A 20,226-nucleotide genomic window follows, 5' to 3' on the forward strand; every position below is an offset into this window, starting at 1 on the left:
GCCGAGGGGCTCAACGCCGCTGGGGGATCGAGGTCGGAAGAACACGTTCTCGGGGTGCACTGCAAGCCCCGATTGTGTATCAAAGCTTGAGCAGGGGTGACACAGGGCGGACACTTATGCCTTGTCGGGGCCGAAATGGGCCAGGGCCTGGGCCAGTGCCGCAGGGTCGGCCTGGGTGATCAGTTGCGCCTGCAACCCGTCGAGGGCCTGGCTGCCTTGCTGCTGAAGGCGCGCAATGGCGCCGGCGGCTTCCTTGCCCGAAGCGAATCCCGTGCTCTGCAGCAGCAGCTGCCCGCCGGCGTCGACCAGCTTGAAATAGAACAGGCCATCGCTTTCGCGGTACTGCTTGAACGCCGGCGCGGCCGCCTTGGCGGCTTTGGTGGCGGTGGCCGACACCGCGCTGTCGAGCCGGCGCAGGCCGACGGCCTCGCGCAGCCGGGCGGTGAAGGGCGTGGCGATGGCGCGGGCCTTGTCGGCGCCGGCCTTGAGGGTTTTTTCGATGCGCGCCGGGTCCTGGATGAGCCGGTCGTAGACCTCGCGCAGCGGCGCGATCTCGCGATCCAGGCGTTCGAACAGGGTCTGCTTGGCGTCACCCCAGGCGATGCCCTCGGCGAACGCCTGGGCCAGCGCGGTGGTTTCGTCGGCCGAGGCGAAGGCCTGGTAGAGCTGGAACAGCGCTGAGCCTTCGGTGGGCTTGGGTTCGCCGGGCGCGCGCGAGTCGGTCACGATGCCCATGATGAGCTTGCGCAGCTGTTCGCGCGGCACGAACAGCGGAATCGTGTTGTCGTAGCTCTTGCTCATCTTGCGGCCGTCCAGGCCGGGCAGCAGGGCCACATGGTCCTCGGTCACCGCTTCGGGCAGCGTGAAGTGCTCGCCATAGAGGTGGTTGAAGCTGGACGCCATGTCGCGCGCCATCTCGATGTGCTGGATCTGGTCGCGGCCCACCGGCACCTGGTGCGCGTTGAACATCAGGATGTCGGCAGCCATCAGCACCGGGTACATGAAGAGGCCGGCGGTCACGCCCGCGTCCGGGTCCTCCCCGGCGGCGTTGTTCTTGTCGACCGAGGCCTTGTAGGCATGGGCGCGGTTGAGGATGCCCTTGCCGGTCACGCAGGTGAGCAGCCAGGTGAGTTCGGGGATCTCGGGGATATCGGACTGGCGGTAGAAGGTCACCTTCTCCGGGTCGAGCCCGCAGGCCAGCCAGGTGGCGGCGATTTCCAGCGTGGAGCGCTGCACGCGAGCGGGCTCACCCACCTTGATGAGCGCGTGGTAGTCGGCCAGGAAGTAGAAGCTCTCCACCTCGGCCAGGCGGCTGGCGCGCACGGTCGGGCGGATGGCGCCGACGTAGTTGCCCAGGTGGGGGGTGCCGGAGGTGGTGATGCCGGTGAGGACGCGGTGGGTTTTCATGGCGGGATCAGAACAGCAGCATGCGAAGGGGGGAAAGCAGCACCTGGATGGCGCTCTGCGTGATTGACATCAGGGGGAGCAGCCAGAAGGTGCCGACCACGCCGGTGATGACCAGGGCCATCACGATGAAGAAGCCCCAGGGTTCGACGCGGGAGACGAGGGCGGCCTGTTTCCAGGGCAGCAGGCCGACGAGGATGCGGCCGCCGTCCAGCGGCGGCAGCGGGAACAGGTTGAAGGCGTACATGACGAGGTTGACCTTCAGCCCGGCCTCGCACATCTTGAGGAAGAAGGGCTCTTCCACGCCGGTGGCCACCAGCACATAGAACAGCACGATCCAGGCGATGGCCTGGATCAGGTTGGCGCCCGGGCCGGCCAGAGCGACCCAGATCATGTCGCGCTTGGGGTTGCGCAGGCGACCGAAATTCACCGGCACGGGCTTGGCATAACCAAACAGGAAGGCGCCGGAGGTGGCGAAGTACAGCAGCAGCGGCATGGCGATGGTGCCGATCGGGTCGATGTGGCTCAGCGGGTTGAGCGTGATGCGCCCCATCATCTCCGCGGTGTTGTCGCCATAGTGCCGGGCCACGTAACCGTGCGCCGCCTCGTGCAGGGTGATGGCGAACAGCACCGGGATGGCGTAGAGAGCGACGGTTTGAACGATCTGGGCGAAATCCATGGTGGGGCGCGGCGGGCAAACCGGTATTGTCCCAGACTGGGCGGGCCGCCCGGTGGGACGGCTCAGAGGCCGAGGCGGGCCAGGGCGCCCTGGCCGGTGCGCACCACCTCGGGTTCGCCGCCGGTGCCCATGGGCGTGAGATCGACCACCGTGGTGGGGGCCAGCGCGCAGGCGCCCGCGTCGATCACGCCGGCCAGATCGTGTTCGAGCCGGTCGCGGATGTCCTGCGCGTCGTTGAGCGGGTCGGTTTCGTCGGGCAGGATCAGCGTGGTGGCCAGCAGTGGGGCGTTGTGCAGGTCCAGCAGGGCCTGCAGGGTCTTGTGCTCGGGCACACGCAGGCCGATGGTCTTGCGCGAGGGGTGGCTCACGCGGCGCGGCACCTCCTTGCTGGCTTCGAGGATGAAGGTGTAGGGGCCGGGCGTGGCGAGCTTGAGCAGGCGGTACTGCCGGTTGTCCACCTTGGCGTAGCTCGCGAGCTCGCTCAGGTCGCGGCAGAGCAGAGTGAGGTGGTGCTTGTCGTCCACCTGCCGGATGCGGCGCAGCCGGTCGGCTGCGGCCTTGTCGTCGAGGTGGCAGACCAGGGCGTAGCTCGAATCGGTGGGCACCGCGAGCACGCCGCCGCGTTCGAGCAATTGCACCGCCTGCTTGAGCAGGCGCGGCTGCGGGTTTTCGGGGTGGACTTCGAAGTACTGGGACATGCCGACATTGTGACCCGCTCGGCGCGATCGACGCACACCAGGGGAGACAGTAGAAATTGCCGCAAAGGCGGTGTGCGGCGCGGCCTGCGCCCTTGGCCGTCCTCTGTCGTGGCGGCGGGCGCGCCAATTGCCCTGGGACTGCATGGCGGCCACCACCACCACCACCAACTCCTCCAACCTGCTGCAGCGGTACAAGGCCAAGCGCGATTTCGCGCGCACACCGGAGCCACAGGGCGAGGTCGGCCGCGCCGCCAAGGCCCTGGGCTTCGTGGTCCAGAAACATTGGGCGAGCCGGCTGCACTACGACTTCCGCATCGAACTGGATGGCGTGATGAAGAGCTGGGCCGTGCCCAAGGGCCCCAGCCTGGACCCCATGGACAAGCGCATGGCGGTGGAGGTGGAAGACCACCCCCTGGCCTACGCCGCCTTCGAAGGCACGATTCCGCCCAGGCAGTACGGGGCGGGCAAGGTCATCATCTGGGACAAGGGGGTGTGGGCGCCCGAGGGCGACCCCCACGCCGGGCTGCGCAGCGGCAACCTGAAGTTCGAGTTGCTGGGCCACAAGCTGCGCGGGCGCTGGGCCCTGGTGCGCATGAAGACGCGCGACGAGAAAAAGCCCGCCTGGCTGCTGATCAAGGAGCGCGACGCCTTTGCCCGGCCTGCGGACGAGTTCAGCGTGGTCGACGCCGCGCCGGACAGCGTGGCCTCGCAAGGCCTGCCATCGAAGGACGCCGCCGACTGGCCGCCCGAAGCCGTGCCAGCCGCGCTGCCGGCCACCCTGTCGCCGCAGCTCGCCACGCGCTCGGAAAGCCCACCCGCCGCCGAGGCGGACTGGCTTTACGAAATCAAGTTCGATGGGTACCGCATGCTGGCGCGCATCGACGGCACCGAGGTGAAGCTGTTCACCCGCAACGGCCACGACTGGACGCACCGCCTGCGGCCGCTGCAACAGGCGCTGAAGGACAGACACCTGCCGCCGGGCTGGTACGACGGCGAGATCGTCGTGTTCGGCGACAGTGGCCTGCCCGACTTCGGCGCGCTGCAGCAATCGTTGGAGAACGAGCGCACCTCGGCTGTGGTGTTCTACCTGTTCGACCTGCCCTACGTGGGCGGCCACGATCTGCGGGCCGCGCCGCTGGTGGCGCGCCGCGCGGTGCTGGAGCGCCTGCTGCGCGACCACCCCGGCGGTGATGCGGTGCGCTTCAGCGCGGTGTTCGAGGAGTCCGCCGCCAGCGTGTTGACGTCGGCTTGCCGGCTCGGCCTGGAGGGCGTGATCGCCAAGCGCAAGGATGCCCTTTACCGAACCACGCGCGGTACCGACTGGCTCAAGCTCAAGTGCGGGCAGCGCCAGGAGTTCGTGATCGGCGGTTTCACCGAGGGCAAGGGCTCGCGCACCGGCTTTGGCGCCCTGCTGCTGGGTCTGCACGAAGCGGACGGCTCGCTGCGGCATGTGGGCAACGTGGGCACCGGCTTCGACACGGGCACCCTGTCCAGCCTGCACCGCAAGCTCAAAGCCCTGGAGCGGCGGACCAGCCCGTTCGCCCAGGCGACCCTGGCGGGCAAGCCGCACTGGGTCACGCCTTCATTGGTGGCCGAGGTGGCCTTCTCGGACTGGACACACGCGGGCCACATCCGCCATGCGGTGTTCGTGGGACTGCGCGAAGACAAGGCCGCAACCGCGGTGGAACGGGAGGTGGAAGTGCCCAAGCCGAACGACTCGCCCGCGCCGGTGCGAAAACCGGGCAACCCGCCCGTGCCGGCGCAGAAGCCGCCCGCGCCTTCATCGGTGCGCGTGACCCACCCCGAGCGCGTGATCGACGCGAGCACCGGCGTGTCCAAGCTCGATCTGGTCACGTTCTACGCCGCCGTGGGGCCGTTGATGATTGAGCACCTGCGGCAGCGGCCGGTGGCCCTGATGCGCGCGCCTTCGGGCATCGAGGGCGAGCTGTTCTTCCAGAAGCATGTGCCGCCGTCGATGAAGATGGCCGGCGTGGTGCAGCTCGATCCCGCGCTGGACCCGGGCCACGACCCCTGGGTGGCGGTGGCCACGCGGCGCGGGCTGCTCTCGGCGGCGCAATGGAACGTGGTCGAGTTCCACACCCAGAACGCGTTCGCGCGCACGTTCGAGAAGCCCAACCGCATCGTGTTCGACCTCGACCCCGGGGAAGGCGTGGCCTGGGCGCAGGTGCAGGAGGCGGCGCAGCTCACGCATTCGCTGCTGGACCACCTGGGCCTGGTGAGCTTTCTCAAGACCAGCGGTGGCAAGGGCCTGCACGTGGTCGTGCCGGTGCGCCAGCAGCACGGGTGGGACACCGTGAAGGGGTTCGCGCAGGCCGTGGTGCGGCACATGAGCGAGACCATCCCGCAGCGCTTCGTGGCCAAGAGCGGGCCGAAGAACCGGGTCGGCAAGGTCTTCGTCGACTACCTGCGCAACGGGCGCGGGGCGACCACCGTCAGTGCCTGGTCGGCGCGCGCGCGTGCGGGCATGGGTGTGTCGGTGCCGCTGGACTGGAGCGAGCTGCCGGCCTTGCGCGGCAGCGACCACTGGCACGTGCGCAACATCGCCGAGCGCCTGCCCATCGGCAACCGGCCCTGGAACGGCTATGCGCGGTCCGCGCGCTCGCTCACGCCGGCCATGAAGCTGCTGGGGTACCAGCCATGAGCCCGCGCGTGATCTGGAAAGGCGCGATCAGCTTCGGTCTGGTGCATGTGCCGGTGGCGCTGTACCCGGCCTCGCAGGACAGCGGCATCGACTTCGATTGGCTGGACCGGCGCTCCATGGACCCGGTGGGCTACCAGCGCATCAACAAGCGCACGGGCAAGCCGATCAAGGGCGACGACATTGTCAAGGGTGTCCAGCAGGACGATGGCGAGTACGTGATCGTGAGCGACGAGCAGATCAAGGCCGCGTACCCGGTGTCCACGCAGACCATCGAGATCGAGTCCTTCGTGCAGGCGGCCGAGATCCCGTTCCTGCTGCTGGAGAAGCCGTACTACCTGGAGCCCATCGGCAAGGGTGAGAAGGTCTATGCCCTGTTGCGCGAGGCCATGGCGCAGGCTGGCGTGATCGGCATCGCGCGCGTGGTGATGCACACCAAGGAACACCTGGCCGCGCTGATTCCCATGGGGCCTGCGCTGGTGCTCAACACCATCCGTTGGGCCAGCGAGATCCGGCCGGTGGAGGACCTGAAACTCCCGGCGGCCGGCAAGTCGGCCGCGGGCGTGAAGGCGGCCGAGCTCAAGATGGCCACGCAGCTCATCAGCGACATGACCGGTCCCTGGGACCCGGAGGCCTATGAGAACCGGTTCGTCAGCGCGGTGCAGGCCCTGGTGCGGCAGAAGGTGAAGGCCGGCGACACCAAGACCGTGACGCCGCTGGAGGACGCGACCGAAGCGGCGGCACCGTCGAACGTGGTCGATCTCACCGAGCTGCTCGCGCGCAGCCTGGCCGGTCGCAAGGGCGGCACCCCGAAAGCCGCCGCGGCGAAGAAAACCGCCCCGGCGCGTCGGCGGGCGTGAATCACTCGGGTGGGTGGGCGTCGGCTGGCAGGCGCCGGTCGCGCGCGGTGAGCCAGCTCGCGGTCGCGCCGCACAGCACGATCAGCGCGATGCCGATCAACTCCCACCGGCCTGGCACGTGGCCGAACACCAGCCAGCCGCAGAACATGGCGAAGCCGATCTGGCCGTAGAGGTAGGGCGTGAGCGTGGAGGCCGGCGTGCGCTGGAACGCCAGGATCAGCAGGAAGTGGCCGACCGTGCCCATGAGCCCGATCAGGCACAGGATGGCGAAGGTGGCCATGTCAGGAATCGTCTGCCAGACCACCGGCAGCATCAGGCTGGAGACCAGCGCACCGACCCAGCCAGTGTAGAAGTGCATGGTCATCGGGTCTTCGGTGCGCGCCATCTTGCTGGTGAGGATCTGGAACCAGGCGTAGGTGAACACCATCACCAGCGGCAGCAGGCTGGCCCAGCCGATCACGTCGCCACCGGGCTGCACCACCAGCAGCGCGCCGGCAAAGCCGCCCACCACCAGCAGCCAGCGCAACGGCGGCACGCGCTCGCGCAGGAACAGGGCCGCCAGCAGCGTGACCACCAGCGGCGTGATCATCACGATGGCGGTGAATTCGCCCACCGGCATGTACTGCAGAGCGACGAAGGACAGGGCACTCACCGTCAGCAGCAGCGCGCCGCGCAGCAGCTGGAAGCGCGGGTGCTCGGTGCGCACCAGGCCGCGGCCGCGCACCGGCAGCATGACGGCAGTGACGAGCACCGCATGGAACACGTAGCGGAACCACACGGCCATCAGCACCGGCACGAAGGCGCCGACGTACTTCACCGAGGTGTCGAGCACCGCGAAGCAGGCCGTGGCCAGGATCAGGAAACCGATGCCCAGTGCGGCCTGCGCGGGCGTGTGGCGCGGGGGCTGCGCCATCACTGCAGGATGCGCGACTGCAGCAAGGCCCACACGGGCGTGACACTGCCCGGCAGGTCGGGCAACTGGCCCAGGTCGGTGTGGCTTTCCTCGGGGCTGTGGAAGTCGCTGCCGCGCGACGCGGCCAGGCCGAACTCCTGGCAGAACCCGGCGTACTTCACGTAGTCGGCCTGCCCGTGCGCGCCGGTCATCACTTCCACGCCCTGGCCGCCATGGGACTTGAATTCGGTGAACAGCGCGAACTCTTCGTTGGGCGTGAGCTTGTAGCGCCCCGGGTGAGCGATCACCGCGACCCCACCGGACTGCGTGATCCAGCCCACCGCGTCACCCAGCGCCGCCCAGCGGTGCGGCACGTAGCCGGGCTTGCCTTCGGTGATGTACTTTCGGAACACCTCGTTGGTCTCCTTGCACACGCCGATCTCCACCAGATAGCGCGCGAAATGCGAGCGCGAGATCAGTTCCGGGTTGCCCACGTACTTCAAGGCGCCTTCGTACACGCCCTTGATGCCCACGCGGGCCAGGTCGTCGCTCATTTCGCGCGCGCGCTGTTCGCGCCCGCCGCGCGTGGCGCGCAGGCCGGCCAGCAGGGCGGGGTGATGGTGGTCCATGCCCAGGCCGACGATGTGCACGGTGATGCCGGCGAAAGTGACCGAGATCTCCGTGCCCGTGAGGTAGGGCAGGCCGGCCTCGCGCGCCGCGGCGATGGCGCGGTCCTGGCCGCTCAGTTCGTCGTGGTCGGTCAGCGCCCACAGCTCGACGCCGTTGGCCTTGGCGCGCTGGGCGAGCACCTCGGGCGTGAGGGTGCCGTCCGAGATCACGGAGTGGCAGTGCAGGTCGGCGTTGAGCAAAGGGTTCACCCGTTCATTTTAGGTGGGGGTGCCATGGCCGTGTGCGCCCAGGGGTTCAGCCCGTGTTCCGCAGGCCGGCGGCGATGCCGTTGATCGAGATGTGGATGCCCCGGCGCACGCGTTCGTCGCGGTCGGCCTGGTTCTCACCCGCCCGGTAGCGGCGCACCAGCTCCACTTGCAGGTGGTGCAGCGGGTCGATGTAGGGGAAGCGGTGGCGCATGGAGCGCTGCAGCGCGGCGTTGTTCACCAGCCGCTGCTTCTCGCCGGTGATGAGCGCCAGCGCGTCGGCCGTGCGCTGCCATTCGGCCTCGATGGCCTTGAACACCTGGTTGCGCAGGCGCTTGTCGGGCATCAGCTCGGCGTAGCGCGAGGCCAGGGCGAGGTCGCTCTTGGCCAGCACCATGTCCATGTTGGAGAGCAGGGTGCTGAAGAAGGGCCACTGCTTGACCATCTTCTGCAGCAGCGCCTTCTGCGCGGCCACGCCCTTGGGGCCGTCCTGGTGCAGGAAGGCGTGCACGGCCGAGCCGAAGCCGTACCAGCCCGGCAGGGTGAGGCGGCACTGGCCCCAGCTGAAGCCCCAGGGGATCGCGCGCAGGTCCTCGATCTTCTGCGTGGCCTTGCGCGAGGCCGGGCGCGAGCCGATGTTGAGCTCGGCAATCTCGCGGATTGGGGTGGCGGCGAAGAAGTACTCGGCGAAGCGCGGGGTGTCGTAGACCAGCGCGCGGTAGGCCGCCATGCTCTGGCGCGAGAGTTCGTCCGCTGCGGCGAGGAAAGCGGCGGGCGCGTTGCGCGTGGGCTTGAGCAGCGTGGCTTCCAGCGTGGCGGCCACCAGGGTTTCGAGGTTGCGCCGGCCGATCTCGGGGTTGGCGTACTTGGAGCCGATCACCTCGCCCTGTTCGGTCAGGCGGATCTGCCCGCGCACCGTGCCCGGGGGCTGCGCCAGGATGGCCTGGTAGCTCGGGCCGCCGCCCCGACCCACCGTGCCGCCGCGGCCGTGGAACATGCGAAGCTGGATCGGTTTTTCGCTGCCCTTGTTGAGGGTGTCGAACAGCTCGACCAGGGCGATCTCGGCGCGGTACAGCTCCCAGTTGCTGGTGAAGATGCCGCCATCCTTGTTGCTGTCGGAGTAGCCGAGCATGATGTCCTGCTCGCTGTAGCCGTCGCCCGCGCCGCGTTGCACCATGGCGCGCACGCCGGGCAGGGCGAGGTATTCGCCCATGATGGGCGCGGCATTGCGCAGGTCTTCGATGGTCTCGAACAGCGGCACCACGATCAGGTCGCACACCGCGTCGTCGGCCAGCGTGCCGCGCATCAGGCCGGCTTCCTTCTGCAACAGCAGCACTTCCAGCAGGTCGCTTACTGTTTCGGTGTGGCTGATGATGGCGTGGCGGATGGCCTGTGCGCCGAAGCGCTCGCGCCCGCTGCGTGCGGTGTCGAAGATCGCCAGCTCGCCCAGGGTGTGGGCCGAGTAGGCGACGCCGGGCACGCGCAACGGGCGCGCGTCGTTCAGCTGGCGCAGCAAGACGGCGCGTTTGCCTGCTTCGTCGAGCTTCGAGTAATGGGGCTCGATGCGCGCGGCCGCGAGCAACTCGGCCACCACTTCTTCGTGCTTGTCCGAGCTTTGCCGCAGGTCCACGGTGGCGAGGTGAAAGCCGAACACCTGCACCGCGCGAATCAGCGGCAACAGGCGCGCGCGCGCCAGGGCTTCGCCGTGGTGGGCCTTGAGCGAGGCCTCGATGGTGCGCAGGTCGTCCAGCAGCTCGGCGGCGCTGGCGTAAGGGTCTTGCGGTGCGATGGCATGGCGGGCCGCCTCGCCGCCGGTGAGCCGTCCGAGCGTGGCGGCCAGGCGCGCGTACATGCCGGTGAGCGCGCGGCGGTAGGGCTCGTCCTGGCGGTGGGCGTTGGTGTCGGGCGAGCGCTCGGCCAGGGCCTGCATGGCCGGGCTCACGCTGTTGAGCATGGCCGAGACCGACAGCTCCGCGCCCAGGTGGTGCAGCTGCGTGAGGTGGTGGCGCAGCACCATGTCGGCCTGGCTGTGCAGCGCGAGTTCCAGGGTCTGCGCGGTCACGTTGGGGTTGCCGTCGCGGTCGCCGCCGATCCACTGGCCCATGCGCAGGAAGGGCGCGATGGGCGGTGCGGCGTTGCCGCTGTCGCCCAGGCCTTCTTCCAGTTCGCGGTAGAGACGGGGGATCTGCGTGAGGAAGGTCGCTTCGTAATAGCTCAGCGAGTTTTCGATCTCGTCGGCCACGGTGAGCTTGGTGAAGCGCAGCAGCCGCGTCTGCCAGAGCTGTGTGACGCGGGCGCGGATCTGCGCCTCGATGTCGGCGCGTTCGCGCGGCAGGCGCTGCGGTTCGTCGCGCTCGCCGAGCAGGCGGGCGATGGCGCGTTCGGCGTCCAGGATGCTCTTGCGCTGCACTTCGGTGGGGTGGGCGGTGAGCACGGGCGAGATGTGGGCGCTGGCCAGCGTCTGCACCACCTCGGCGGGCGCGATGCCGGCCTTGTGCAGGCGCTGCAGCGTGCGCGCGAGGCTGCCTTCCTGCAGGTTGCCGGCGCGCTCGTGCACCGCGCGGCGGCGGATGTGGTGGCGGTCTTCAGCCAGGTTGGCCAGGTGGCTGAAATAGGTGAAGGCGCGGATCACGCTCACGGCCTGGTCGCCGGTCAGGCCCTTGAGCAGCTTCTTCAGCGCCTTGTCGGCCGACTGGTCCGCATGTCGGCGGAATGCCACCGAAAGCTGGCGGATCTGCTCGATCAGATCGAACGCGGCCTGGCCCTCCTGCTCGCGGATCACGTCGCCCAGGATGCGGCCGAGCAGCCGGATGTCGTCGATGAGCGGCTGGTCCTTGTCGGCCCGTCCGGCGCCCTGGTTGGTGGTGGTTGGGTGGGCGGGGCGGGCGGGCTTTCGCGTCATGGTGGGTGGTGGGTTGGGGTGGACGGGCGCTCGACGGAACAGGGCATGCTAGCATCCAAAATCACCGCTTCCGTTACCAGCCGGGTACCAAAATCGCCCGCGACGTCCGGCCTTCCCGGACCCTTCTTCCCGACCCATGTCCCCATCCTCTTCCGCCGCTCTGGCCATCACCATCGCCACCCGTGAAAGCCGCCTCGCCCTGTGGCAGGCCGAACACGTCAAGGCCTTGCTCGAAGGCCTGGGCCACCGCGTCACGCTGCTGGGCATGACCACCCTGGGCGACCAGATCCTGGACCGCAGCCTGTCCAAGGTGGGCGGCAAGGGCTTGTTCGTGAAGGAACTCGAACTCGCGCTGGAAGACGGCCGCGCCGACATCGCCGTGCACTCGCTGAAGGATGTGCCCATGGAACTGCCGCCCGGCTTCGCGCTGGCCTGCGTGATGGAGCGCGAAGACCCGCGCGATGCCTGGGTCTCGCCGCACTGCGCCGGGCTGGCCGATCTGCCGGCCAACGGCGTGGTGGGCACCTCCAGCCTGCGCCGCCTGGTGCTGCTGCGCGCGGCGCTGGACCAGCTGGGTCGGGACGATGTGCGCATCGAACCCTTGCGCGGCAACCTCGACACGCGCCTGCGCAAGCTGGACGAAGGCCGGTACCACGCCATCGTGCTGGCCGCTGCCGGCCTCAAGCGCCTGGGGCTGGCGGCGCGCATCCGCCACATTTTCGACCCGATCGATTCCTTGCCGGCCGCCGGGCAGGGCGCCTTGGGCATCGAGGTGCGGGCCGATCGCGCCGACCTGATCGCCGCGCTGGCGCCGCTGGTGCACCAGCCCACCTGGCTGCGCGTGGCCGCCGAACGCACGGTCTCGCGCGCCATGGGTGGCAGCTGTTCCATGCCGCTGGCCGCCTACGCCGACTGGGGCCGCGAAGGCACACTGCGGCTCGACGCGGCCTGGGGCGATCCCGAGGGCCGGGCGCCCCTGGTGCGTGTCGGCAACCAAGCGGCCGTGACCACACTGAACGAGGCCGAGGCGCTGGGTCAGCAGGTGGCCCAGGCGCTGCGTGCGGCCGGTGCCGCCCCACCGGCCGCGGAGACCTGAGGCCTTGGTGGACACCGCCGCCCACCCGCCTGGCACCCGGCGCCGGCTGGAACGGCTCATCGTCACGCGGCCGGCGCCCGAGGCCCACGCCTGGGTGGATGCCCTGCGCGCCGAAGGCTGGCCGGCCCAGGCCCTGCCCCTGATTGAAATTGCGCCACCCGCCGCCGAGGCCGACCAGGCCACGCTGCGCCACTGGCGCGCGCACTGGACGCAGGCCGATGCCATCCTGTTCGTGAGCGGCGCGGCGGTGAGCCATTTCTTCGAGGGCGGGGTCGCACCCGCCAGCCAGCCGCCGCACACCCGCTTCTGGGCCCCGGGACCGGGCACGGCGCGCCTGCTCGAGCAGGCCCTCAAGCCGCTGGGCCTGGGTGCGGCCCACATCGATGCACCGCCTCCCGACGCCGCGCAGTTCGACTCCGAGCATTTGTGGCCAGTGGTCTCGTCCCAGGTCGGCCCGGGGCGGCAGGTGCTCATCGTGCGCGGCACCTCGGCCCAGGGCACCTCGGAGGCCGGGGTGGCCGGCACTGGCCGCGACTGGCTGATCCGCCAATGCACCGCCGCCGGTGCGCAGGTGCAGGGGTGTGTGGCTTATGCGCGACGCGCGCCCGTGCTCTCCGCCACCGACCGCGCCGTGATCGAGGCGGCAGCCACGGCACACGGCGTGTGGCTGTTCAGCAGCTCCGAAGCCCTGCTGCCACTGCAACAACTGCAGCCAGCCCCAGTGTGGGCGCCGGCGAGCGCGCTGGTCACGCACCCGCGCATCGCCGCTGCGGCCGCTCAGGCAGGGTTCGGCCAGATCTGTCAGACCCGTCCTGCATTGGCCGATGTGGTGCGCGCTCTAGAATCGGGCTGGACCCGACCATGAGCGCCGACACACCCGACCCCACTCCCCCCGTTGCCGCGCCGGCGCCCGCCGCCGTTGCGCCTCCCCCGGTGTCCGTGGCCGCTGCGCGGCGTTCGGGCCAGGTCTTTCAGTGGCTGGCCCTGCTGATCGCCGCGCTGGCGCTGGTGATGACGGGCCTGCTCTGGCAGAAGCTCGGCTTCACCCAGCAGGAGCTGGCCCGCCGAAGCCAGGACACCATCGCGCAGGCCGTGGAGGCGCGCACGCTGGCGGCCCAGGCCGAAGCCCTCACGCAGGAACTGCAGGCCCGCCTGGCCGTGGCCGAGGTGCGGCTGTCGGAAGTGACCCTGCAGCGCAGCCAGCTCGAAGAGCTCATGCTCTCGCTCTCCCGCTCGCGCGACGACAACCTGGTGCAGGACCTGGAATCCGCGCTGCGCCTGGCACAGCAACAGGCCCAGCTCACCGGCACCGCCCAACCGCTCATCTCGGCCTTGCAGGCCGCCGACCAGCGCATCGCGCGCGCCGCGCAGCCGCGCCTGAACCCGGTGCAACGCGCCATCGGTCGCGACATCCAGCGCATCCAGGGCGCGTCCCTGGCCGACATCCCCGCGTTGACGCTGCAGCTCGATGAGCTCGCGCGGCAGGTGGACGACTGGCCGCTGCTCAACCAGGTGGGCCAGCCGGTGGCCGCACCGTTGAGCAAGGGCAAGGCCGGGCGAAAGGCCGCCCCCGAACCCGTGGTGGTGAAGGACGCCGCGCCCGAGACCGCTGCCGCGCCCGATGTGGCGGCCGAACCGGACACCACCGGCTGGAGCCGCGTATCGGGTTGGTGGAGCAGCCTGTGGACGCGCATCTGGACCGATGTCACCCGCAATGGCCGCGAGTTGGTGCGCGTGAGCCGCATCGACCGGCCCGAAGCCGTGCTGCTTGCGCCCGACCAGGCGCTGTTCATGCGCGAGAACCTCAAGCTCAAGCTGCTCAATGCGCGCCTGGGCCTGCTGGCCCGTCACATGCAGGCCAGCCAGGCCGATCTGATGGCCGTGGAAGCCGCGCTCGCGCGTTATTTCGACACCAACTCGCCCCGTGTGACCACCGCCCAGGCCACGCTGGCGCGCCTGCGCAAGGACCTGGTGGACAGCGACCTGCCGCGGCCCGAAGAAACCCTGACGGCCTTGACCGCCGCGGCAGGGGGGCGCTGATGGCCGCCCGTTTTGGTGGTGCCATGCGCAGCGTGTTCTGGCTGCTCGGCCTCGCGGCGCTGGCCGTGGCGCTCGCGCTGCTGGTGGGGCACAACGAGGCCACGCTCACCCTGTTCTGGCCGCCCTACCGTTTCGATGTCTCCTTCAACTTCGTCGTCTTCTGCCTGATCGGCGGCTTTGTGCTGCTGTATGCCGCGCTGCGCGCGTTCTCGATGTTGCGCGACCTGCCCGCGCAGGCCCAGCGCTGGCGCAGCCAGCAGATCGAGCGTGCCGTGGTCGGTTCGGTGATGGACGCGCTGTCGCACCAGCTGGCAGGCCGCTTCGTGCGCGCGCAGTCGGCGGCCCAGCAGGCGGTGGACCAGCTCAAGGGCGTGCCGGCCGGCCAATGGCCCCGCCGCGACCAGCTTCAGCTGCTCGCCCACCTGCTGCTGGCCGAGAGCGCGCAGTCGTTGCAGAACCGCGAGCGCCGCGACGAGAACCTGCAGGCCGCCCTCAGCCCCAAGCTGGCCAAAAGCGCGCCGGAAGCCCACGAAGGTGCGCTGCTGCGCGCGGTGCGCTGGGCGGTGGAAGACCATGATGCCGACGCCGCGCGTGCGCGCCTGGCCGAGCTGCCGCAAGGCGCGGGCCGGCGCATCCAGGCGCTGCGCCTGAAGCTGCGCATCGCCCGCCTGGGCGGTGAAACCGGCGAGGCGCTGGAGACCGCGCGCGTGCTGGCCAAGCACCGCGCGTTTTCGCCCGAGGCCTCCCGCAGCATCGTGCGCGGCCTGGCGCTGGACGCCCTGCGCGAAGCACACGACATGGCGCAGCTGGACGCGTTCTGGAACGGCCTGGACGCCACCGAGCGCGCCATGCCCGAGGTGGCCCTGGCTGCCGCGCGCCGCGCCAACCAGTTGACCGGCCCGGCCACCAGCGAGCAGGACCGCGAGCTGGTCCACGCCCGCGTGCGCGCCTGGCTCGAACCCCTTTGGCCCGAGTTCGGGGCGCTGGACGTGGCGCAGCAGCGCCAACTTGTGCTGGCGCTGGAACCCGGCCTGGGCGAGCTCGACGCCGCCGGGCTGGCCCGGCTGGAGCAGTTGCAGCGCCAATGGCCGCAGAACGGCTTCCTGCAGTACCTCGCGGGTCAGGCCTGCATGCGTCGCCAGCTCTGGGGCAAGGCCGCGCAGATGCTGAACCAGTCCAGCCACAGCCTGGACGACCCCGCCCTGCTGCGCCGCACCTGGCGTGGCCTGGCGCAGCTGGCCGAAGAGCGGGGCGATGAAACGGCCGCGCAAGCTGCGTGGAAGCGGGCCGCGCTGCTGGACTGAGTCGAACCGAACCCAGGGGATGCGCCAAGGCATCCCCAAAGAAAAAGCCGATCGGAACCCGATCGGCTTTTTCTTTGGGGCCTGCCGCCACGCCCGGAGGCGGGCGGCGGTGGCGAGGACTCAGGGGTTCTCGAACGGCAGCTTCATGTCGCGCAGGTCCTTGCGCGTTTCCACCAGCACCAGCGGGCCTTCGTCCAGCACCACGGGCGGCTTGGGTTCGCGCGGCACATGGATGGGCTTGGGTTCGGCCGCGATGGCGGCCTGCACCTGGGCCACCTTCTCCGCGTTGGAGTTCACCCATTCCAGGCCGCTGGCCTGCGCCACCTGGTCGAGGGATTCGACGGACAGCGTGAACGGTTGCACCTTGGGCAGGCCTCGGGTGCCGGGCGCTTCGACCGCGCGCGGTGCGGCAGCGGCCACGGGGGCTGCTGCGCGCGGCGCGCGAGGCGCTTCCGGCACCACGGCGGGCGCGGGTGCCGCCACTTCGGCCGCAGGTGCGGCCACCGGGGCCGGCACCACTTCGGCAGGCGCCACAGCGACGGGTTCGGCCGCCGGCGCTTCGGTGGTTTCCGCGTTCACGGCAGGCGGCGTGGCCATGCTGAAGTAGCTGCGCACGGGGGCTTCGTAGGCCGAGGCATCGGGCGAGTCGTTCACCGCTTCGCTGCGCTCGGCAGGTGCCAAGGTCTCGGCGGCGGTCGGAGCCTCTTCAGCTTCGACCGCGCCTTCGCGGGGGCCGCGCTCGCGGCGGTCGCGGCCATAACGGTCGCGGCTGCGGCGTTCGCGGTTGCCGCGCGGCGCGCCGTTCTCGGCGTCGCCCTCGCGTGGGGCTTGAGCGTCGCTCACGCCTTCGGCGACGGTGGCCGGCTGTTCACCTTCCACGGCGTCGGGACGGGGCGTTGCCTCGGCACCTTCGGCGCCCGGCTGGCGGCGGCGGTTGTCACCGCGGGGGCGGCGATCGCGGTCGCGCTCACGGCGTTGCTGGCCTTCGGCCGCTTCGGGCGTGTCGCTCGGCGCGCTGTCCAGCGGCAAGGCGTTGTTGACGTTGTCGGCTTCGGCCGCCACAGGGGCTTCCCGGCGGCCACCTTCGCGGCGATTGCCTTGGCGGCCTTCACCTCGGCCTTCACCACCGCGCCCTTCGTTGCGGTTCTCGTTGCGGCCTTCACCACGGTTCTCGTTGCGGCCTTCACCGCGACGGCCTTCGCCACGCGCCTGTTCGTTGCGACCTTCCACGCGGCCGCCCTCGGCGCGCGCCTCGACCGCCCGGCCTTCGCCACCGCGGCCACCGTTGCGGCCACCGCCTTCGCGGCCTTCGCGCGAACCACGGCCCTCGGCGCCACCACGACCACCGCGGCTGCGGCCGTCACGGCCACCTTCGCGGCGACCGCCGTCGGCACGTTCCTCGCGGGCACCGCCCTTGGCGGCCGGTGCGGCCACGGCAGGCGTTGCCGCCGGCTTGGCCGGTGCCGGTTCGGCGCCGAACAGGCTCTTGAGCCAGCCGAAGAAACCCTTCTCGGCCGGTGCCGGTGCGGCCGGCACGGCCTTGGCGGCCACGGGCGCAGCCACCGGTGCGGCGGCGGGAGCCGGCGTTTCGGGGCGCGGTGCGGCCACGGGCGCGGGACCGTCGGGCAGCACGCCCTTGATCACCGGTTCCTGCTTGTTGGTGCGTTCCTGGCTGCGGCGCGTGAAGCTGGCGACGTCGTCCACTTCATCGGCCAGCTTGTAGCTCGCGTCCAGGTTGTCCAGGCGCGGGTCGTCGTGCTTGAGGCGCTCGAGCTTGTAGTTGGGCGTGTCGAGCGACTTGTTGGGCACCAGCAGCACGCTGATGCGCTGCTTGAGTTCGATCTTGGTGATCTCGGTGCGCTTTTCGTTCAGCAGGAAACTGGCCACTTCGACCGGCACCTGCACCAGCACCGCGGCGGTGCTGTCCTTGAGCGATTCTTCCTGGATGATGCGCAGGATCTGCAGCGCCGAGCTCTCGGTGTCGCGGATGTGGCCGGAGCCACCGCAGCGCGGGCAGGGGATGGAAGCGCCTTCGTTGAGCGCGGGCTTGAGGCGCTGGCGGCTCATTTCGAGCAGGCCGAACTTGCTGATGGCGCCGAACTGCACGCGCGCGCGGTCCTGGCGCAGCGCGTCGCGCAGGCGGTTTTCCACTTCGCGGCGGTTCTTCGACTCTTCCATGTCGATGAAGTCGATCACCACCAGACCACCCAGGTCGCGCAGGCGCGCCTGGCGGGCCACTTCGTCGGCGGCTTCCAGGTTGGTGCGGGTCGCGGTTTCCTCGATGTCGCCGCCCTTGATGGCGCGGGCCGAGTTCACGTCCACCGCCACCAGCGCTTCGGTCTGGTCGATCACGATGGCGCCGCCAGACGGCAGGTTCACCGTGCGGCTGTACGCGGTTTCGATCTGGTGCTCGATCTGGAAGCGCGAGAACAGCGGCGCGTCGTCGCGGTAGCGCTTCACGCGGTGCCCGTGCTCGGGCATCACGTGGCTCATGAACTGGTGAGCCTGTTCGAAGATGTCGTCGGTGTCGATCAGGATCTCACCGATGTCGCTGTTGAAGTAGTCGCGGATCGCGCGGATCACCAGGCTCGATTCCTGGTAGATCAGGAAGGCGCCCTTGCCACCCTTGGTCGCGCCGTCGATGGCGTTCCAGAGCTTGAGCAGGTAGTTCAGGTCCCACTGCAGTTCGGCGGCGTCGCGGCCGATGCCGGCGGTGCGCGCGATGATGCTCATGCCGTTGGGGTACTCGAGCTGGTCCAGCGCCTGCTTGAGTTCCTGGCGGTCTTCGCCTTCGATGCGGCGGCTCACGCCACCGCCGCGCGGGTTGTTGGGCATCAGCACCACGTAGCGGCCGGCCAGGCTCACGAAGGTGGTGAGGGCGGCGCCCTTGTTGCCGCGTTCTTCCTTTTCCACCTGGACCAGCAGTTCCTGGCCTTCGCGGATCACGTCGTTGATGCGGGCCTGGTTGACCGGCACACCGGCGGCGAAATACTGGCGCGAGATTTCCTTGAAAGGCAGGAAGCCGTGGCGTTCTTCGCCGTAGTCGACGAAGCAGGCTTCGAGCGACGGCTCCACGCGGGTGACCACCGCTTTGTAGATGTTGCCCTTGCGCTGTTCGCGCCCTTCGATTTCGATTTCGTAGTCGAGCAATTTCTGCCCGTCCACGATCGCCAGGCGGCGCTCTTCGGCCTGCGTGGCGTTGATCAGCATGCGTTTCATGATGCGTTCCTTCGTTCAAACACAAGGACGCAGGGGCCACCGGCCCATGCGCCAACCTGCCGTGAACCAGCGGAAGCGCGAACGAGGGGAGGAATTGCCGGAGAGCCGTTGACCCGCGGTTCGGGGAAGGCGTTCAACACAGGCGGGCACCAGGGTGCCGCGTCGAACCGCCAGGTCAGGGCGTAGGCGCGTGGAGGTGGGTGAACAGGGAAGAAGGCTCGATGGCTGTCGTTGACATGGATCTGGCCGGTGTCTCTCTGGTTTCACTTCGTCCTCACCCAGCCACGTGTTGCGGGCTGGGTGATTGGGGGTATTCCGTATTCGGGTTCGTGTTCTTCAGCGGATTCGCCCGCGGCTTCGACCGGCCCGCCGCCGTGCCAGGATTCGCATGGGAATGCATCGGGCAACGGCGCCAGACCCGGGTGCTGCGGGTGGCAACCCACCCGCGGCGGACGCCTTGCCTTGCAAGCTGCGGTCCCTTGCCTTGGGTGACTGCCTTAAACTCAAGGTAAATCAATCACTTACGGCACACGACGGGTGTGACGCATTATAGTCAGCTCCCCGCCATTCGTGGTGGCCTTATTCACACCCATGCTCAGCAACCCGAATTCGGGGGAAATCCGACACATCACGGTTGACGAAGAGTCGGCGGGGCAGCGGTTGGACAACTTCCTCATCCGCATCCTCAAAGGGGTGCCCAAATCGCACATCTACCGCATCATCCGCTCCGGCGAGGTGCGCCGGAACAAGGGCCGGGTGTCGGCCGACGACCGCGTCGCCCCTGGCGATGTGTTGCGCATTCCACCGATCCGGCTGTCCGAACGCGCCGAAGAGAAGGCGGCCCATCCGGCGCCGGCACGCGAATTTCCAGTCGTGTTCGAGGACGAGGCCTTTCTGGCGATCGACAAGCCCGCCGGCGTGGCGGTGCATGGTGGCAGCGGTGTGAGTTTCGGCGTGATCGAACAAATGCGCCAGGCTCGGCCGCAGGCCCGATTGCTCGAATTGGTGCATCGCCTGGACCGGGAAACCAGCGGTCTGTTGCTGATCGCCAAGAAAAAGAGCGCGCTCAAGGCATTGCAGGATCAATTTCGCGAACGCGAAACTGGAAAAACCTATCTGGCGATGGTCAAAGGCGCCTGGCCTGCCCGCCTGAAGGTGCTGGACCAGCCTTTGCACAAATACCTATTACCTGATGGCGAACGCCGTGTGAGGGTGACGACAGCCGACGATCCGGACGGCATGCGCTCGGTCACGCTGGTGAAGGTGGCGCAGCGCGTGCCCGCGCCACCGGGGCTGGAGGCGGTCGTGCCCGAAGGCTTCAGCCTGCTGGAGGTCACCATCAAGACCGGTCGCACGCATCAGATTCGCGTGCATTTGTCCAGCGCCGGCCATCCGATTGCGGGCGACGACAAATACGGCGATTTCGAACTCAATCGGCAATTGGCACGAATTGGTTTGAAACGGATGTTCCTGCACGCCTGGCGTTTGAGGTTGACACATCCTGTCACCAAATCCGCGTTGGAACTGCAGGCCGAATTGCCGCCGGAGCTATATAAATGGCGATCTCCCGGAATAGAATGATGGTCTGCGTCGTTGGC

The 20,226-nt window shown here is 69.2% G+C and carries 14 protein-coding genes; 7 read left to right on the forward strand and 7 right to left on the reverse strand.

Annotated elements, in window-relative coordinates; translation table 11 throughout:
• Positions 1–114 precede the first annotated feature (114 nt).
• The 3 genes from ACODTB_RS17840 to ACODTB_RS17850 all read right to left on the reverse strand — a co-directional run bounded on the left by ACODTB_RS17840 (position 115) and on the right by ACODTB_RS17850 (position 2,781).
• Complete coding sequence (locus tag ACODTB_RS17840; protein ID WP_291121810.1) at positions 115–1,407, reverse strand: tryptophan--tRNA ligase; 1,293 nt, start codon at positions 1,405–1,407, stop codon at positions 115–117.
• 7 nt (positions 1,408–1,414) lie between these two features.
• Complete coding sequence (locus ACODTB_RS17845; protein ID WP_291121811.1) at positions 1,415–2,083, reverse strand: site-2 protease family protein; 669 nt, start codon at positions 2,081–2,083, stop codon at positions 1,415–1,417.
• 62 nt (positions 2,084–2,145) lie between these two features.
• Complete coding sequence (locus ACODTB_RS17850; protein WP_291121812.1) at positions 2,146–2,781, reverse strand: L-threonylcarbamoyladenylate synthase; 636 nt, start codon at positions 2,779–2,781, stop codon at positions 2,146–2,148.
• 142 nt (positions 2,782–2,923) lie between these two features.
• Here ACODTB_RS17850 and ligD point away from each other — a divergent pair, with 142 nt between their 5' ends.
• Positions 2,924–5,443, forward strand: a complete 2,520-nt coding sequence (ligD, locus tag ACODTB_RS17855; RefSeq protein ID WP_291121813.1) for a DNA ligase D — start codon at positions 2,924–2,926, stop codon at positions 5,441–5,443.
• Positions 5,440–6,300 carry a non-homologous end joining protein Ku gene (gene ku / locus ACODTB_RS17860; RefSeq protein ID WP_291121814.1) on the forward strand — a complete coding sequence of 287 codons (861 nt, stop codon included), beginning with the start codon at positions 5,440–5,442 and terminating at the stop codon, positions 6,298–6,300. Before ligD ends, ku begins: the two co-directional genes overlap by 4 nt.
• 1 nt (position 6,301) lies before the next feature.
• Here ku and ACODTB_RS17865 read toward each other — a convergent pair whose 3' ends face one another.
• From ACODTB_RS17865 to ppc, 3 genes are read right to left on the reverse strand one after another with little or no spacing between them, the layout of a single operon-like run.
• Entirely contained in the window at positions 6,302–7,213 is a 912-nt protein-coding gene (locus tag ACODTB_RS17865; RefSeq protein WP_291121815.1) for a DMT family transporter, read from the reverse strand.
• Positions 7,213–8,070, reverse strand: coding sequence for a 3',5'-nucleoside bisphosphate phosphatase (locus ACODTB_RS17870; RefSeq protein WP_291121816.1), 858 nt, complete (start codon positions 8,068–8,070; stop codon positions 7,213–7,215). The genes ACODTB_RS17865 and ACODTB_RS17870 overlap by 1 nt, the downstream gene beginning before the upstream one ends.
• A 46-nt stretch (positions 8,071–8,116) precedes the next feature.
• Complete coding sequence (gene ppc, locus ACODTB_RS17875) at positions 8,117–10,969, reverse strand: phosphoenolpyruvate carboxylase (protein ID WP_291121817.1); 2,853 nt, start codon at positions 10,967–10,969, stop codon at positions 8,117–8,119.
• 136 nt (positions 10,970–11,105) lie between these two features.
• Between ppc and hemC the strand changes: the two genes are divergently transcribed.
• Genes hemC through ACODTB_RS17895 form a run of 4 tightly spaced genes read left to right on the forward strand, consistent with a single transcriptional unit; the run spans position 11,106 to position 15,409 of the window.
• A complete protein-coding gene (gene hemC / locus ACODTB_RS17880) occupies positions 11,106–12,065 on the forward strand; it encodes a hydroxymethylbilane synthase (RefSeq protein ID WP_291121818.1) in 960 nt (319 codons plus the stop codon).
• A gap of 7 nt (positions 12,066–12,072) precedes the next feature.
• Complete coding sequence (locus tag ACODTB_RS17885; protein WP_488929619.1) at positions 12,073–12,930, forward strand: uroporphyrinogen-III synthase; 858 nt, start codon at positions 12,073–12,075, stop codon at positions 12,928–12,930.
• Entirely contained in the window at positions 12,927–14,105 is a 1,179-nt protein-coding gene (locus ACODTB_RS17890; protein ID WP_488929602.1) for a uroporphyrinogen-III C-methyltransferase, read from the forward strand. Before ACODTB_RS17885 ends, ACODTB_RS17890 begins: the two co-directional genes overlap by 4 nt.
• Before the next feature lie 23 nt (positions 14,106–14,128).
• A complete protein-coding gene (locus ACODTB_RS17895) occupies positions 14,129–15,409 on the forward strand; it encodes a heme biosynthesis HemY N-terminal domain-containing protein (RefSeq protein ID WP_291121821.1) in 1,281 nt (426 codons plus the stop codon).
• A 120-nt stretch (positions 15,410–15,529) separates the two neighbouring features.
• On the opposite strand, the gene ACODTB_RS17900 is transcribed toward ACODTB_RS17895, so the two are convergent.
• A complete protein-coding gene (locus ACODTB_RS17900; RefSeq protein WP_488929603.1) occupies positions 15,530–18,628 on the reverse strand; it encodes an Rne/Rng family ribonuclease in 3,099 nt (1,032 codons plus the stop codon).
• Between the two features lie 591 nt (positions 18,629–19,219).
• Here ACODTB_RS17900 and ACODTB_RS17905 point away from each other — a divergent pair.
• Positions 19,220–20,209 (forward strand): RluA family pseudouridine synthase, encoded by a 990-nt coding sequence (locus tag ACODTB_RS17905; protein WP_291115541.1) that lies wholly within the window; start codon positions 19,220–19,222, stop codon positions 20,207–20,209.
• The last annotated feature ends 17 nt before the right edge of the window (positions 20,210–20,226 follow it).

It is taken from the genome of Hydrogenophaga sp. FG152, from assembly GCF_057809615.1.